A 14,680-nucleotide genomic window follows, 5' to 3' on the forward strand; every position below is an offset into this window, starting at 1 on the left:
CCGCCGACTCCCGGTGTATCGACAACCAAAGTAGGCGGACAGGTGTAAATACAGAACCATCATCAAGAAAATAATACTGTATGTACCCCGTCGAGCTTACCATCCCGATGTCAAAGGACCTGACCAATTTCGGGTTTGAGTCCCTCACCACGCCCGAGGCAGTGGATGCCGCCCTCGGCCAGGAAGAAGGAACCGCCCTGCTGGTGGTCAACTCCGTATGCGGCTGTGCCGCCGCCAACGCCCGCCCCGGCGCGAAGTTGGCCGTCAAGAACGAACACAAGCCCGACCGGCTGTACACGGTCTTTGCCGGCGTAGACCGCGAGGCGACCGCCCAGGCCCGTGAGCACCTGCTGCCTTACCCCCCGAGCAGCCCCAGCATTGCCCTTTTCAAGGACGGCAAGCTGGTCCACTTCCTGGAGCGCCACCACATTGAAGGCCGCCCGGCGGAAGTGATCGCCCAGAACCTCAAAATGGCTTTCGACCGCTACTGCTCCTAGTCAGCCGGCGATAAGAAAGGTTTAACGCCCCGGGAATGGACTTTCCCGGGGCGTTTTCTGTTGTTAGGACGATCTTTGCACCGGATAAACCCTCGCGATTTGCCTTTACTGTTCGCCATTATAGCCCTGCTCTTTCCCTTCCACACCCCCCAAACGGTGAACGTGGAAGTGGTCAGCTCCACCGCCGGCGGCGAAATTTACCTGGCCGTGTACGACAGCGCCGACGGTTTTGAAAACGACGACCACGTAGCGAACGCCCGCCACCTCATGGGCGAGGAGGCCCTGCGAGCGGAGTTGGACCTCAGTCTGCCCCGGGCTGGCCGTTACGTCGTAGCCGCCTTCCAGGACCTGAACGGCAACGGTCTGCTCGACCGGAATTTCCTGGGCGTACCGACCGAGCCCTACGGTTTCGGCAAACTGCCGCCCAGCAAATGGCGCGCCCCCTCCTTCGGTGAGCTGGTTACCCACATCCAGGGTGCCGACCATTTGGTCATAGAGATGCGGCATTGGAAGGACTATTAGGAGCGTAGGGTCTTGTCCTCCGGCTGGATTGGTTCCACCTGCTTGGGCGGAATAGTGTTTGTAGCGTCGACTTGAGTCGGCCTGCTGCTTTGTTTTCGGGTATTTTCGGCAGCTTGACGGCTGAAGCCGTCGCTACTGCAACGGGTTGAGGGCTTTCAAGCCCGATTTGCGCACCAAGCTGCTGTTTTTTTAGCAGCTTGACGGCTAAAGCCATCGCTACAAAACGGGTTGAGGGCTTTCAAGCCCGATTTGCGCACCAAGCTGCTGTTTTTTTAGCAGCTTGACGGCTGAAGCCATCGCTACGCGTACAACGGGCCGTCGGGCCTGTGGCCCGACGTAAACAGAGCTGTGCGAGGAGGGAACGCCCGCGAAAATTTGGCCCACGCGGCGCGTGGGCCGTCCGATATTGGAGCAGCCTGACGGATGAAGCCATCGCTACAGTATATTCGGGTATGACCACGCCCATTATCTCCGCCGAAGAACTATCCTCGCTGCTTGCCGACAATCCGCTGGTGCTGGATTGCCGCTTTGACCTCATGGCCCCGGACGCGGGGCGGCAGCAATACCTCGAAAGCCACATACCCGGCGCCCGCTACCTGCACCTCAATGAGGACCTTTCCGGAACCGTTGTGCCCGGCAAGACGGGGCGCCATCCCCTGCCGGACCGGCACGACTTCGCTCGCCTGATGGGCAGCCTGGGCCTTACCCCGGACCGGCCCGTGGTGGCCTACGACGACAAGGGCGGCGGCATCGCCGCGCGGGCCTGGTGGCTGATCAAGGACCTGGGCCACGACGCCGTGGCGGTGCTGGACGGCGGTTACGACGCCTGGCTAGAAATCGGCGGCCGCACCGAATGGGGCCCGGTAATGGCCGAGCCTGCGGAACCCTACCCCCTGGCGCCTGCCGGCAGACTCGGCACCCGCGACCGCGCCCAGACGGAGCAACTCCGGAAAGATCCCTCCTGCACGCTGGTCGATTCCCGTACACCCGAGCGCTACCGCGGCGAAGTGGAGCCCATCGATCCGGTGGCCGGACACATCCCCGGAGCGATCAACCTCCCGTGGCCGGATAATCTCGAGAACGGCAAATTCAAAAGTCGGGAAGCCCTGCGCGAACGCTTCGCTGCACTGCAAAAAGAGCCGCAGCAGAATGTTTTCTACTGCGGCTCTGGCGTGACGGCCTGTCACAATATCCTGGCGTACTACTACGCCTTTGATGAACTCCCCGCCCTGTATCCGGGCAGCTGGAGTGAGTACCTGCTAGCTGAATAGTGGGCTGGGGTAAGTATTCTCGGCCACCAGCATGCTGAAGGCTTCCTGTACCTTGGGTTTGTCTTCCTGGTAGGTTACGCCGTACCACTTGTCTTCGCTGACGAGGACCTTCACCTTGGCACTGCCGTCTTTGATCATGCCGTCGACGAGTTCGGGAATGAGGTATTCGGCACGGGGGTTGTCCTTGTTGTCGCGGGCAAACTCCGTGAAGCCCTTTTCGAGGCGGTCGAAGATGGAGGGGTGGAAGCCCCAGAAATTCATGGACACCACGGCGTCGTCGGCCAGTTCGTAGCGGTGGCCGTCTTCACCCAGGTAGGTGACCTTATTGTCGTTGCCGCGCTGGATCTTCAGGCGCTCGTTGACGTCGCGCAGCAGGTAATCTTCGGCGACGACGGTCACGCCGCGGTTAACGGTGCCGTGGTCGGAGAGGGTGCGGTGGAGGACGTAGCCCACCATGGCAAAGGTTTCGGGGTCGGCTTCGGCCACCAGGAAGGAGGCCATTTTCTGGAAGGCTTCTACCCCGTAGTAGTCGTCGGCGTTGATGACGGCGAAGGGCTCGTTCACCACGTCCTTGGCCACGAGCATGGCGTGGGAGGTTCCCCAAGGCTTTTCCCGCTTTTCCGGGTCAACGTCGTCGGGAACGAAACTGTCCATGCCCTGGAAGGCGTAGGCTACCTCGATCTGATCCTTGAACTTGCCGTCGAACTTCTCCCGGAAGGGGGCTTCGATGTCCTTGCGAATGACGAACACCACCTTACCGAATCCGGCGCGGATGGCGTCATAAATAGAGTATTCGATGATGCCTTCCTCGCTAGGGCCTACGCCGTCGATCTGCTTGAGACCGCCGTAGCGACTGCCCATACCGGCGGCCAGAATGACTAAAGTGGGTTTGGTAACTGCCATGAAAGTATTTTTCTGTAGAGCGGCTAGGAGAGCCGTTTGTTTATCTGTGCCGACCGAAAATTGGTGGCTTCACGGTAGGTAAGGTAGTATGCGTACCCGTAGGCACCAAACAGGCTCAGCATTCCGGTGAGGAAGACGTAGAAGCTCAGGCGGGTGGCGACGTCGGCGTAAACGGGGAAAAAATTCTGGATTACCAGGAGGTTGAGGGTCACGACCAGGGCGGTCAGCAGCATGCACAGGATACAGGCGGCGCGGCCGAACTGCAGTACCTCCCGCTGCTGCCGGAACAGGGTAGTGCGCAGGAATCGGACGTAAACGTCGCGCCGCGGCCGCATCCGGATCAATTCCCGCAGCACGTGCTCGGCGGTGCCGTATTCCTGGATGCGGAAGGCACTGGCGGCCTTGCGGAAGAGCTGGTACTCGTAAATCTCCTCCTCCCGGCCCGGTACGTAGCGTATGTCGTGCCGGATACTGGCGTGGATGACCAGGTCCACCATTAGCTGGTGCTGGCGGTAAGCGCCCGTCTCGAAAAGGGCATCGACGTAGTGGACGGTCAGTTCGAAGTTCTCCAACACGTCGAGGCGCCCGATCTCCTGCTCCCGCTCTTCGTACATGCGGATGATGCGGTGGTAATCGGCCGGGTCGACGGCCCGCAGTTCGCGATAGAGTTGGGAGTAGTGGCGCGGCATGAAAAATTTACCGTTTGTGATATACAATGTACGAGCTGCGGCTCTCTCGCGTCGCGCGTATACCGGCTAAAATGCGCTTGCCTCAGCGATCAGGACCCGTGCGGGTGTACACTGGCACAACTGCGTTTTGGAGGGTTCGGTTTTGGTAAAGGCCAGGCATTGATACGGCCTGCAATGATAAATTGCAAATGGGCAATTGTAAATCGGACATCCCGCTCCCTACCTTCGCGCCATGGCTTCTCCGCAACGCAGCACCTCACAGTTCGTCCCGTTCATCCTGGTGTCACTGGTCACCCTGGTCTTCATGATCTGGGCCATGCGCCGCTGCAACGAGAACGACAGCGATTACGCCATGATTGAGGAGCAGGCAACGCGGGAAGACTACCTGGAGCGGCGTGACAGCATCCTGCGCGACAGCATCCGCAAACTGCAGGCGGCCCAGGCACTGGCCACTCCCGCCGAATCACTCCTCTCGGACGCGGAGCAGGAAGCCCTCGCGCGCGAAGCCGCCCTGCTGCGGGCCCGTACCCAACCCCTGCCGGGCGACAGCGTGAACGTCGTGCCCGGCCGCACCCCCCGGCAGATCGTGGTGCAGAAGGAGACCACCCTCTACAGCACCATCGACGGCCTGAACGTTCGCGTGCAGCCCCGCCTCGGAGCGGCCGTCATCGGTCGGCTCAGCCTGTACGAGCCCGTGACCTTCATGAACGAGACAACCGACTCCCTCTACCAGATCGATCTGGGCGAGATCACGCCCACCGCCCCCTGGGTGAAGATCCGCATGTCGAACGGTCAGCAAGGCTGGGTATACGGTGCCGGGGTAGATTACTACAAGTACAAACTCGAGGGCGTCCTCAACTAAGGCCTGCCCCGCAATCCCCCGCCATGAAACTACCCGCATCCACCACTGCCGCCGCCCTGGCCGAATGGCTCGGCGCCCGGTTGGTCGGCGACGGATCGCTCACCGTGACGGGCCTGAACGAAATTCACCACGTAGAGGCGGGCGACCTCTGTTTCGTAGACCACCCGCGGTATTATACCCCCACGCTGGCCTCCGCGGCTACGGTGATCCTGATCGACCGAGAAGAGGAGTGCCCCGCCGGCAAGGCACTGCTGGTACACCCGGAGCCATTCGCCTTGTACAACCGGCTCGTCTGGGAGGCGCGGCCGCCGGTGCCGTATGAGTCGCCGGAGCCGGGGGCGTCGGTAGGCACCGGTACAGTCGTCGCTCCCGGCGTGGTGCTCGGCAAGGGGGTTAGCATCGGTCGCGACTGCCGCCTGGAACCCAACTGCGTGATCGGTGACGGCTGCGTGCTGGGCGACCGCGTGACGGTCAGCTCGGGCTGCGTGGTGGGGGGTGAGGCCTTCTATTTCAAACGGACCGCCGAAGGCCTTATTCCCTGGCGGAGCGGGGGCAGCGTTTGGTTGCAGGACGACGTTTTTCTCGGGCCCTGCTGCACAATCGCCCGGGGCGTCAGTTCCGTTACCGTAATCGGTCGGGGCAGCAAACTCGACGCCCAGGTACAGATCGGCCACGATTGCCGCATTGGTGCCCACGTTCAGATGGCCGCCCAGGTGGGGGTAGCGGGAAACTGCGTGATCGGCGACTGGTCCATACTGCAGGGGCAAGCGGGCATTGCCCAAAACGTGACCCTCGGGGAACGAACCGTCATAATGGCCCAGAGCGGTGTTGGCCGCGACCTCGAAGGGGGCAAGGCCTGGTTCGGTTCACCCGTGCAGGAAGCCCGCAAGGCCTTCCGCGATCTGGTGAAGCTGCGGCGGCTCGGAGAATAGTCGACGGCCGACCTTTGGGGGAGTTCGTCACCCGGCATTTCGTCCAGGAATGCCGTATAATTGTTGTTAGAGGGTATGGCTGAGGTATTAGACATAACAACGGAAGAACAGGCTGCCATCCGCAGCGCCTACGAAGACATGATCGCGAGTCTGCGTACCCCCTTCTCGCAGGAGGACCGGGAGCAGATGGACCGTGCCTTCAAACTGGCCAACTACGCCCACCGCCACCAGCGCCGGAAATCAGAGGAGCCCTACATCTTCCACCCCATCGCCGTGGCCCGCATTTGCGCCGAGGAGATCGGCCTGGGGCCCACCGCCATCTGCGCCGCGCTGCTGCACGACGTGGTGGAGGATACCCCCGTTACGATTGAGGAACTGCAGGACGAGTTCGGGGAACGCATCGCCCAGATGGTCAACGGCCTCACCAAACTCGACAGCGCCTACCAGTCGGAAAGCAAGCAGGCCGAGAACTTCAAGAAGGTACTCAGCACCCTGATCGTCGACGTCCGCATCGTGCTCATTAAGATGGCCGACCGCCTGCACAACATGCGGACCATCAAGAGCATGCCCGAGCACAAGCAGCTCAAGATCGCCGCCGAAACCAGCTACATCTACGCGCCGCTCGCGCACCGCCTGGGGCTCTACAACTTCCGTTCCGAATTCCTGGACCTCTGCATGAAGGTGCTGGAACGCGACGAATACAACGCCGTGGCCCGCAAGCTGCAGGAAACCAAGGCCGCCCGCGAGAAGTACATCGAGAGCTTCATCGCCCCGCTGCGCTCCAAACTCGACGAACTGGGCTACCCCTACCGCATCTTCGGCCGGCCGAAGTCGATCTACAGCATCGCCAACAAGATCAAGAAGAAGCAGGTACCCTTCGAGCAGATTTACGACCTCTTCGCCGTCCGGGTGATCCTTGACGTGCCCCGCGAAAAGGAAAAGCTCGCTGCCTGGGCCACTTACAGCGCCATCACGGATGCCTACCAGGCCGTGCCGTCGCGCCTCAAGGACTGGATCACCATCCCAAAGTCCAACGGCTACGAAAGCCTCCACACCACGGTGGTCGGGCCCGGCGCCCGCTTCGTGGAGGTGCAGATCCGCAGTGAACGCATGAACGAGATCGCGGAGCGGGGCTTTGCCGCCCACTGGAAGTACAAGGGCGTGACCAACCAGCGCGACGTCTACGAGCAATGGTTCGAGAGCGTCCGTGACATCCTCGAGAACCCCAACAGCGATACGGTACAGTTCCTGGGCGACTTCCGGGCCAACAGCTTCTTCAACGAGGAAGTGTACGTCTATACCCCCGACGGAGACATGAAGGCCCTGCCCAAGGGCTCGACGGCGTTGGACTTCGCCTTCAGCGTCCACAGCATGGTCGGCTACCACTGCCAGAGCATCCTCTGCGACGAGCGCATCGTGCCGATGTCGTACGAACTGCGCAACGGCGACCGCCTGAAGGTCAACACCAATCCGCACCAGAAACCGAACCCGAACTGGCTGGATATGGTCAAGACGGGCAAGGCGAAGGCCAAGATCCGCCAGGCCCTTAAGGAAGAAAAGCGGCAACAGGGCGAACTCGCCAAGGAAGCCCTCCACCGCAAGCTGAAAAAGCTGCACGTCGAAGACGAAAAGGCGGCCGTGGAGACCATCGCCCGTCACTTTACGGAAGGCAGCCACGTAGACCTCTTCTACGAGATAGGCCAGGAAACCCTGCAGATCAGTCAGGTCCTTAAGCCATTCACGGTAGAGCACGGCAAGCTCGTCCTCGCCGCACCGCCGGCCTCCAACGGGCAGCCGCACGTGCAGGAGAAGGACGCTGATAGCCGCAGCCGGCGCAGCGGCGCCAACCGGCCCAAGGGTACCACCCGACTGCTGATCAACGGTGAGCCCGGCGACCAACTAGAGTACACCATGGCCAGCTGCTGCAACCCCGTACAGGGCGACCAGGTGTTTGCCTACCTGACCTCCAATGCCGGACTGAAGATCCACCGCGTAATCTGCCCGAACGCCGAGAACCTGATGGCCAACTACGACTACCGCATCATGAAGGCGGAGTGGGTGAGCACCTCGGAACACAGCTTCGTCGCCGAACTCAAGCTCACCGGCCTGGACAGCGGCAAGGGCGTCATCGAGCGCATCAGCCACGAGATCACCCACCTGGACCTCGACATCCGCAGTTTCAACATCGCCGCCGAGAGCGGCACCTTCACCGCCCGCATCAGCCTGCTGGTACGCAATACCGACCAGCTGCGGCTGGCTACCCGGGCCCTGCAAAACTTAGACAACGTCTCAACCGTTTCACGAGTAGAATAAAGATCTTCCCCGCTCCCGTCTATGCGATCCAATCCCACCACCGACATCCAACAGGTTAAGGATATATTTTCCGAGCACCTCCGCGAGCGTAAGGCCCGCCGGACGCCGGAACGGTTCGCGATACTGGAGGAGATTTACAACCGCGACGATCACTTCGACGCGGAGTCGCTGTACATCCACATGAAGACCAACAACTACCGCGTCAGCCGGGCTACGGTCTACAACACCCTCGAGTTGCTGGTCAGTTGCGACCTGGTCAAGAAGCACCAGTTTGGCAAGAACCTGGCCCAGTACGAGAAGAGTTACGGGTACAAACAGCACGATCACCTCATCTGCAATACCTGCGGTCGGGTGACCGAATTCTGCGACCCCCGGGTGCAGCAGATCAAGAATATGATGGGCGAGATCCTGAACTTCCGGGTCACCGGTCACAGCCTCAACCTCTTCGGCGAGTGCGCCGGTGCCTGCGAGCGCACCCAGTAGCCCTCCGAAATGCTTAAATTCGCCGACATCCCGAACCGGGACGGCCCCTAATTTGCTTGATACAAAAGACTAAATCTTTACCTATGTCCTTCGAAATTACTGGAACGCTCGTCAAGAAATACGAAACCGAAACCAAAGGCGAGAGCTTTCGCGTGCGCGACTTCGTCATCAAAGCCAACGATGGCGGGCAGTACGACAATTTCGTGAAGTTCCAGACCACCCAGGACCGGACCAGCATAATCGACGACTTCAACGAAGGCGACGAGCTGAAAGTCCACTTCGACCTGCGCGGACGGCAGTGGCAGGACAAGTACTTCACCAACCTGAACGCCTGGCGCGTCGAAGCCACCACGGCCAACGCCGCTCCCGGCAATACGTCCAGCGACAATCCCGGCCCCTTCCCCCAGGCCGACGACGCCCCCGTAGTCGAAGCCGACGACGACCTGCCCTTCTAACCCAAACCGACACCATGACCAGCCAGACCACCCAGCGCATCCGGGTAAGTGCCCAAAGCTTCTACCAGGAGCGGTACTCCCAACCACAGGAAGGACAATACGTCCACGCCTATCGGATCCGTATTGAAAATAATAGTGCCCTGCCCATTCAGTTGCTGAGCCGGAGCTGGGAGGTGATCGACGCAACCGGCTTCCGCCGCCACGTCGAAGGCGATGGCGTGGTCGGACAGCAACCCGTGATTCCCCCCGGCGAATCGTACGAGTACAACAGTTGGGTGCAGTTCGAGACCCCCATCGGGGCCATGGAAGGCAGCTACGTTATGTTTCGGGAAAGGGATGGCGTGGAGAACTACTTCCACGTTAAGGTGCCGCGCTTCCTCCACATTGCGCCCGCCATCCTGAACTAGCAATTTCTATTCCTCTTCTCCCGAACCCAATTCCAGGGTGAAATCGTTGATCCCGCTGCCCGGCAGCAGGCGCACCTGGTGTGCGTTCAGCAGTTCCAGTAACCCCAGGAACGTAATGATGGCGTGCAGTCGGGTCGTACATACACCGAAGATATCCTGAAAACTGGGCCTGGCCTGTCCGTAATCGGCGGCCGTCACCAGGGCCATGATCCGCTCCTGTTGCTCCTCGATGGTGTGGGTAAACTGGGCGATCTCGTGGACTACGGGCCGCTGACTGGCCTCTTCCAGCCGGCCCAGCATGCGCTCGTAGGCCCTGAGGAGTTTGAAGAGCGTAACGCTTTCCAACTCGACGTCCACCAAGGCGCGCGTGGCCAGTTCGGCGAGTTCGTCGGTGATGTTGCCGCGGTAGCTGCGCAGGCCCCGTTCGGTTTCCAGGCTGCGTAATTCCTCCAGCACGCTTTTGTAGCGCTTGTATTCCAGCAGCCGGTGCACGAGTTCCTCGCGCGGGTCGATCTCGTTGCCTTCTTCATCTACCGGCTTGCGCGGGATCAACATCTTTGCCTTGATGCGGCACAGGGTGGAGGCCACCAGTACAAATTCGCTGGCCAGGTCGATGTCCATCCGCTCCGCCTGCCGCATGTAATCCAGGAAGTCGTTGGTCACCTGCGAGATGGGAATGTCGTAGATGTCCAGTTCGTCCCGCTCAATAAAGAACAGCAACAGATCGAAGGGGCCCTCGAATTGGGGTAACCGGATATTATAGCCCACGGTGGTTCAGGATTGCTGCCGGCAAAGGTAAGCAGCCGACGGTCAGCGGCTTACCGCGTAATCGGCCCAGGTGGCGCGGAGCGGCAGGACTGATTCAGAAAAAATGGCCAGTATCTTCTCTAGCCAACGCTGGTCGATGGCATCGAAGCTGTCGCGTTCCGTGCTGTCTACGTCAAAGACGCCCAGCAGGCTACCGTCGGACCGGCGCACCGGAAGCACGATCTCGGAACGGCTGTTGGGGTCACAGGCGATGTGTTCCCGTCCTTCCTCGAGAGCATGGGTGTCGGGCACGATCTTGGTCTGGCCGGAAGCCGCTACCGCCCCGCATACGCCCCGGCCGAAGTCGATGGACAGGCAGCCCAGGGTGCCCTGGTAGGGGCCGACGGCAAGTTTGTCAGGGGCGACCACCAGGTAGAAGCCCGTCCAGTAGAAGTAGGGCAGGTACGTTTTCAGCAGGCTGTTGATGGTGACCATGGCTACCAGTTCGTTGGTCTCCCCGGTGAGGGTGGCGGCAATGGCGGCGTAGGCCTGGGCGTAGGCCCGTTCCTTTTCCTCGGCGGAGAGGTTTTTGGACGGGCGGACGAAGTAGGGCATTTCAGCGGTTGCACTCATAGAGTATCCGAACAATCCCGCCTACGCATCCGGTTGTAACTAGAAGCGTTAAAACATCAACATTTACTATGCACAGCCCAAAATTTGAACGCCCCCGGACCATCGTAATTACCGGGGCCTCGGCCGGAATCGGCCGCGCCATCGCCCGCGAATTCGCCAAGGAGCACGCCCGCATCGGCCTGATCGCCCGCAACCGCGACGGCCTGGAAGCCGCCCGCAAGGAAGTCGAAGCCCTCGGGGGGGAAGCCCTCGTCCTGGCCCTCGACGTATCCGATTATCAGGCACTCGACAACGCCGCCAGCAAGATTGAAGAAACCTTCGGACCCATCGACGTGTGGGTGAACAACGCCATGAACAGCGTACTCGGCCTGTTTAAGGACATCGATATGGACGAATTCAAGCGGGTGACGGACGTGACCTACCTCGGTACGGTCTACGGTGCCAAGTGCGCCCTGAACCGGATGCAGCCCCGCAACCGCGGCAGTATCGTGTTCGTCGGTTCGGCCCTGGCCTACCGGGGAATTCCCCTGCAGACCGCCTACTGCGGCGCCAAGCACGCCATTGAGGGGTTCTACGACAGCCTGCGCGCCGAGTTGCGCCACGAGAAGAGCAACGTCAAGACCACTATGGTCCAGCTGCCCGGCATCAATACCACCCAGTTCAGCCTGGTCCGCAACAAGATCGACAAGGCACCCCGCCCCATGGGAACGATCTATCAGCCCGAGGTGGCCGCCCGGGCCGTAGTTTCTGCCGCCGATACCAACGACCGCGAGTACTACGTGGGCATGCCCGCGGTACAGACCATCCTGGGCAGCAAGCTGTTTCCGGGACTGATGGACGTCTTCCTGGGCAAGACCGGCGTGAGCGGTCAGAAGACTGACCGGCCGGCTACCCACGACAAGGATTACCTCTTTGAAACGGTGCCCGGCGACCACGGAAGCCACGGTGACTTTGACGATACGGCCAAGGAAAGCGGTATCGTGGTGAAGGGCTCCACCGTCCGCGCCCTCGCCTCCCTGATCGTCTTCGGTACCGTCATTGCGACCACCAGCCTGATCACCTCATCGTTGGCCCGGCGCTAACCGCTGACCGACCGAAAAGCAAAAGGGCGCGATGGATCTTCCATCGCGCCCTTTGTCGTCGGAGGGGGAATTGGCTTATTTGCTCCAGTCCTCGATGGATTTGTCGTTCATCCGAACGTAGTCCATATTACCGGCTTTCTCGGCGAGGTCACGTGACTTCTTGGCGGCGGCTACGGCTTCCTGCTTGCGACCGAGGTCGTTCAGGATCACCGCCTCACGGCGCACGATCCAGTAGGCGGGGTTGTCGCTCATGCTGATGGCTTTGCGCACGTATTCGAGGGCCTTTTCATTGTCGGCACCCGTCTCGCTGAGGAAGGTGGCGGCCTGGAAGTAATCATTGGCACTGGGTCCGGCCATAACGCGGTCGATGGTGGCCATGACGCTTTCCTTGGCGTTGGAGACGATCGGCAGGGTAGCCATGGTGTTGCCCCACATCATTACGAGGTCGGCACCGTCCATGGTGTAGTTGCGGATGTCGATGGTGAAGGTTTCGGCCGAATGGGGCATTTCGCTGACCTTGGCGGTTACCGTGACGGCGGGGTCCATTTCCACGTAGTTGGTCCACGCGCCGCCGGAGTAGGGGTAGAACATGACGTCCCAGCTTTGGGCGGAGGGCTTGGTCAGGATGGCGTAAGCACCGGCGGGAACTTCCTTGCCAGCTACCTGGACGGGGTCGCTGAAGGTAATCTTGGTGGCCTGGTTGGCGCCGGTGCGCCAGAGCTCGCCGTAGGGTACGAGACCGTCAGCCGCGAAGAGGGTACGCCCCTTCATTCCGGGACGGCTGTATTCGAGGGAAACATCAGTCAGGCCGACCGTGGTTTCCATGGTCACGCCGGGGGAAGCCGGTGGGCTCTGGATCTGGGCGTGCACGAAGGGAGTGGTGAATAGGGCCAGGCAAAGGGCTAGTATACGTAGTTGCATGTTGAAAGCTATTTGGTTTACCTGTAAAGATAGGGATTCAACGGCCGCGGGACCCGCGGCGGGCCGCCCGCCTTTTCCCCTCCCCGATCCGTTTAGTGGGTGGACTTCCGGGGGGCGGGGGCCGAAGCGTGGAATTCGGTGGCCACCCGGCCAGCGTAATTATCGAGCAAGTCCCGCACGCGGCCCACTGAATCGGAGGCCACGATCAATCCGATGTGTTGCTGCTTGTCCATGCGCCACACGATCTCGGGGTCGTTGAAGGAGGAGGTGTCCGGGTGCTCAAAGCGCGAAAGGCTCACGATGATGCCCGCCTGGTCGTAGCGCCGGGGCGGCACCTGGTAGCTACGCCCGGCGGCCTTGGCCGATTCCAGGCGCGCCCATTCCGTCCACAGGCCCACGCCGGTGGCCGCTTCTACCATCTCGGCCAGGTGGGCCCCGCCCACGCGGCTGGCCGTTTCCAGGAATACGAAGCTGCCGTCCTGGGTCTTGATAAACTCGGTGTGGGAGGCACTGAACTGCATCCGGAAGGCGTGCATCACCCCTTCGGTCATCCGCCGCAGGATGACGGCCTCCTCGTCGTGGTACGGCACACTGACCGAGCGGAAGATGCCACCCCCGTGGGCCACCTCGAATGGCGTACTCAGGTAACGCGATACCTGGCAGAAAGCTACCTCACCGTCGACCGAAAGGGCATCGACGTGGTACACGTCACCCGGGCGGAACTGCTCGACGAGGTAATCCTTGCGGCGTTCACCCAAGGCGTGGACCTGCTCCCAGAGTTCCTCGGCGGAATGCACCTTGGTAATGCCGGTGGCGCTGGCCTCGCCCCGCGGCTTGATCAGGCAGGGGTATTCGATGCGGTTGGCGAATTCGGTGAGGGCCACGTCATTAAATAGACTGGAAAATTCCGGTACGGGAATCCCGTGATCGCGGGCCCGGATGCGCATCGCGAGCTTGTCGCGGAAGTACCTGGCCGTGGTCTGACCCATGCCCGGCAGCCGGAACTCCTCGCGCAGGTACGCCGCCTTTTCCACGTCAAAATCGTCCAGGGCCACGATGCGGTCGATGGGCCGGCTGCGGAGCATCCAGGCAAAGCCCTTGGCCAGGTTGGCCAGGCTGCCCGGGGCGTTGCTGTCGCTCTCCAGGTAGAAAAACTCGTCGATCGCCTCGCGCGGCCAGGGGTCGTGCTCGAGTTTCTTGACGGTCAGGAGGTATACGGTATTGCCCGCGTTCTTGAGGGCACGTAGGAACGGGACGCCCTTGAAGTAGCAGGAGATGCAGAGGAAGGTCATGACGAAACGTTGGCGGGTAAGACAAGGCGGGCAAGTAAGTAAACCCACCCATGGGGGAAAGCCTTTACAGGAGTACGCAAGCTAACCAAGAACGCACTAAAGTAACGCAAGATGGCCCTCACCGAATCCACCATGGTCGACATCGGCACCCCCGCCCCCGACTTCAACCTGACCGATACCATGTCGGGCGCCAAATACAACTACGACGACGTAAAGGGCAAAAAGGGCACGCTGGTCTACTTCATTTGCAACCACTGTCCCTACGTCATCCACACGATCGATGAACTGGTCGACGTGGCCAACGACTACGAGGAAAAAGGCATCGGAGCGGTGGCCATCAGCAGCAATGACGTGGAAAAGTATCCGGTCGACAGCCCCGAGAATATGGAGGCTTTCGCCCTAAACAATCTTTTCACCTTTCCCTACCTCTACGACGAAACCCAGGAAGTGGCCCGCGCCTACGATGCCGCCTGCACGCCGGATATCTACCTTTTCGACGGACAGGGCAAGCTATACTACCGCGGCCGGCTCGACGACAGCCGCCCCCGCTCCGGTACGCCCGTCACCGGTGCCGACCTGCGGTCGGCCCTCGACGACCTGCTCGCCGGCAAACCCAGCCCTGAAAAGCAGTACCCCAGCGCCGGGTGCGGCATCAAGTGGAAGCAATAACA

17 protein-coding genes are annotated in these 14,680 nt (G+C 61.0%); 11 read left to right on the forward strand and 6 right to left on the reverse strand.

The window, feature by feature from the left end:
* Nucleotides 1-80: 80 nt before the first annotated feature.
* From E4021_RS13240 to E4021_RS13250, 3 genes are all read left to right on the forward strand, one after another.
* A complete protein-coding gene (locus E4021_RS13240) occupies nt 81-497 on the forward strand; it encodes a BrxA/BrxB family bacilliredoxin (protein WP_136459847.1) in 417 nt (138 codons plus the stop codon).
* Nucleotides 498-596: 99 nt separating this feature from the next.
* Nucleotides 597-1,019 (forward strand): DUF2141 domain-containing protein, encoded by a 423-nt coding sequence (locus E4021_RS13245; protein WP_211097023.1) that lies wholly within the window; start codon nt 597-599, stop codon nt 1,017-1,019.
* 452 nt (nt 1,020-1,471) lie between these two features.
* Nucleotides 1,472-2,290: a sulfurtransferase gene (locus E4021_RS13250; protein ID WP_136459849.1), complete on the forward strand. Its 819-nt coding sequence runs from the start codon at nt 1,472-1,474 to the stop codon at nt 2,288-2,290.
* On the opposite strand, the gene E4021_RS13255 is transcribed toward E4021_RS13250, so the two are convergent.
* A complete protein-coding gene (locus tag E4021_RS13255; RefSeq protein ID WP_136459850.1) occupies nt 2,279-3,193 on the reverse strand; it encodes a nucleotidyltransferase family protein in 915 nt (304 codons plus the stop codon). The two genes, E4021_RS13250 and E4021_RS13255, sit on opposite strands and share 12 nt — an antisense overlap.
* A gap of 23 nt (nt 3,194-3,216) precedes the next feature.
* A complete protein-coding gene (locus tag E4021_RS13260; protein ID WP_136459851.1) occupies nt 3,217-3,882 on the reverse strand; it encodes a hypothetical protein in 666 nt (221 codons plus the stop codon).
* A 232-nt stretch (nt 3,883-4,114) separates the two neighbouring features.
* On the opposite strand from E4021_RS13260, the gene E4021_RS13265 reads away from it, so the two are divergent.
* The 6 genes from E4021_RS13265 to apaG all read left to right on the forward strand — a co-directional run bounded on the left by E4021_RS13265 (nt 4,115) and on the right by apaG (nt 9,334).
* On the forward strand, nt 4,115-4,744 hold the full coding sequence (locus tag E4021_RS13265) for an SH3 domain-containing protein (protein ID WP_136459852.1): 630 nt from the start codon (nt 4,115-4,117) through the stop codon (nt 4,742-4,744).
* Between the two features lie 23 nt (nt 4,745-4,767).
* Nucleotides 4,768-5,676 carry an LpxD N-terminal domain-containing protein gene (locus E4021_RS13270; protein WP_136459853.1) on the forward strand — a complete coding sequence of 303 codons (909 nt, stop codon included), beginning with the start codon at nt 4,768-4,770 and terminating at the stop codon, nt 5,674-5,676.
* 75 nt (nt 5,677-5,751) lie between these two features.
* Nucleotides 5,752-7,989 (forward strand): RelA/SpoT family protein, encoded by a 2,238-nt coding sequence (locus E4021_RS13275; protein ID WP_136459854.1) that lies wholly within the window; start codon nt 5,752-5,754, stop codon nt 7,987-7,989.
* A 21-nt stretch (nt 7,990-8,010) separates the two neighbouring features.
* Entirely contained in the window at nt 8,011-8,472 is a 462-nt protein-coding gene (locus tag E4021_RS13280) for a Fur family transcriptional regulator (RefSeq protein ID WP_136459855.1), read from the forward strand.
* An 83-nt stretch (nt 8,473-8,555) separates the two neighbouring features.
* A complete protein-coding gene (locus E4021_RS13285) occupies nt 8,556-8,927 on the forward strand; it encodes a DUF3127 domain-containing protein (RefSeq protein WP_246050302.1) in 372 nt (123 codons plus the stop codon).
* Between the two features lie 14 nt (nt 8,928-8,941).
* Entirely contained in the window at nt 8,942-9,334 is a 393-nt protein-coding gene (gene apaG, locus E4021_RS13290) for a Co2+/Mg2+ efflux protein ApaG (RefSeq protein WP_136459856.1), read from the forward strand.
* A 6-nt stretch (nt 9,335-9,340) separates the two neighbouring features.
* Here the strand turns inward: apaG and E4021_RS13295 are convergent, their stop codons facing one another.
* Together E4021_RS13295 and E4021_RS13300 are read right to left on the reverse strand one after the other, a co-directional pair.
* Nucleotides 9,341-10,102, reverse strand: a complete 762-nt coding sequence (locus tag E4021_RS13295) for a segregation and condensation protein A (protein WP_136459857.1) — start codon at nt 10,100-10,102, stop codon at nt 9,341-9,343.
* 42 nt (nt 10,103-10,144) lie between these two features.
* Complete coding sequence (locus tag E4021_RS13300; protein WP_136459858.1) at nt 10,145-10,714, reverse strand: GAF domain-containing protein; 570 nt, start codon at nt 10,712-10,714, stop codon at nt 10,145-10,147.
* Between the two features lie 68 nt (nt 10,715-10,782).
* On the opposite strand from E4021_RS13300, the gene E4021_RS13305 reads away from it, so the two are divergent.
* A complete protein-coding gene (locus tag E4021_RS13305) occupies nt 10,783-11,796 on the forward strand; it encodes an SDR family oxidoreductase (protein ID WP_136459859.1) in 1,014 nt (337 codons plus the stop codon).
* A 75-nt stretch (nt 11,797-11,871) separates the two neighbouring features.
* Here the strand turns inward: E4021_RS13305 and E4021_RS13310 are convergent, their stop codons facing one another.
* On the reverse strand, nt 11,872-12,717 hold the full coding sequence (locus E4021_RS13310; RefSeq protein WP_136459860.1) for a DUF2911 domain-containing protein: 846 nt from the start codon (nt 12,715-12,717) through the stop codon (nt 11,872-11,874).
* Between the two features lie 92 nt (nt 12,718-12,809).
* Nucleotides 12,810-14,009, reverse strand: a complete 1,200-nt coding sequence (locus E4021_RS13315; protein WP_136459861.1) for an ATP-grasp domain-containing protein — start codon at nt 14,007-14,009, stop codon at nt 12,810-12,812.
* 111 nt (nt 14,010-14,120) lie between these two features.
* Here E4021_RS13315 and E4021_RS13320 point away from each other — a divergent pair, with 111 nt between their 5' ends.
* Nucleotides 14,121-14,678, forward strand: a complete 558-nt coding sequence (locus tag E4021_RS13320) for a thioredoxin family protein (protein WP_136459862.1) — start codon at nt 14,121-14,123, stop codon at nt 14,676-14,678.
* Nucleotides 14,679-14,680 lie beyond the last annotated feature (2 nt).

This window comes from Neolewinella litorea (assembly GCF_004803465.1).
In the GTDB taxonomy this organism is placed as follows: Bacteria; Bacteroidota; Bacteroidia; order Chitinophagales; family Saprospiraceae; genus Neolewinella; species Neolewinella litorea.

Coding starts and splice junctions, on each gene's coding strand:
- E4021_RS13240 (WP_136459847.1), top strand. CDS start 81: ATGTACCCCGTCGAGCTTACCATCCCGATGTCAAAGGACCTGACCAAT.
- E4021_RS13250 (WP_136459849.1), top strand. CDS start 1,472: ATGACCACGCCCATTATCTCCGCCGAAGAACTATCCTCGCTGCTTGCC.
- E4021_RS13255 (WP_136459850.1), bottom strand. CDS start 3,193: ATGGCAGTTACCAAACCCACTTTAGTCATTCTGGCCGCCGGTATGGGC.
- E4021_RS13260 (WP_136459851.1), bottom strand. CDS start 3,882: ATGCCGCGCCACTACTCCCAACTCTATCGCGAACTGCGGGCCGTCGAC.
- E4021_RS13265 (WP_136459852.1), top strand. CDS start 4,115: ATGGCTTCTCCGCAACGCAGCACCTCACAGTTCGTCCCGTTCATCCTG.
- E4021_RS13270 (WP_136459853.1), top strand. CDS start 4,768: ATGAAACTACCCGCATCCACCACTGCCGCCGCCCTGGCCGAATGGCTC.
- E4021_RS13275 (WP_136459854.1), top strand. CDS start 5,752: ATGGCTGAGGTATTAGACATAACAACGGAAGAACAGGCTGCCATCCGC.
- E4021_RS13280 (WP_136459855.1), top strand. CDS start 8,011: ATGCGATCCAATCCCACCACCGACATCCAACAGGTTAAGGATATATTT.
- E4021_RS13285 (WP_246050302.1), top strand. CDS start 8,556: ATGTCCTTCGAAATTACTGGAACGCTCGTCAAGAAATACGAAACCGAA.
- apaG (WP_136459856.1), top strand. CDS start 8,942: ATGACCAGCCAGACCACCCAGCGCATCCGGGTAAGTGCCCAAAGCTTC.
- E4021_RS13300 (WP_136459858.1), bottom strand. CDS start 10,714: ATGAGTGCAACCGCTGAAATGCCCTACTTCGTCCGCCCGTCCAAAAAC.
- E4021_RS13305 (WP_136459859.1), top strand. CDS start 10,783: ATGCACAGCCCAAAATTTGAACGCCCCCGGACCATCGTAATTACCGGG.
- E4021_RS13310 (WP_136459860.1), bottom strand. CDS start 12,717: ATGCAACTACGTATACTAGCCCTTTGCCTGGCCCTATTCACCACTCCC.
- E4021_RS13315 (WP_136459861.1), bottom strand. CDS start 14,009: ATGACCTTCCTCTGCATCTCCTGCTACTTCAAGGGCGTCCCGTTCCTA.
- E4021_RS13320 (WP_136459862.1), top strand. CDS start 14,121: ATGGCCCTCACCGAATCCACCATGGTCGACATCGGCACCCCCGCCCCC.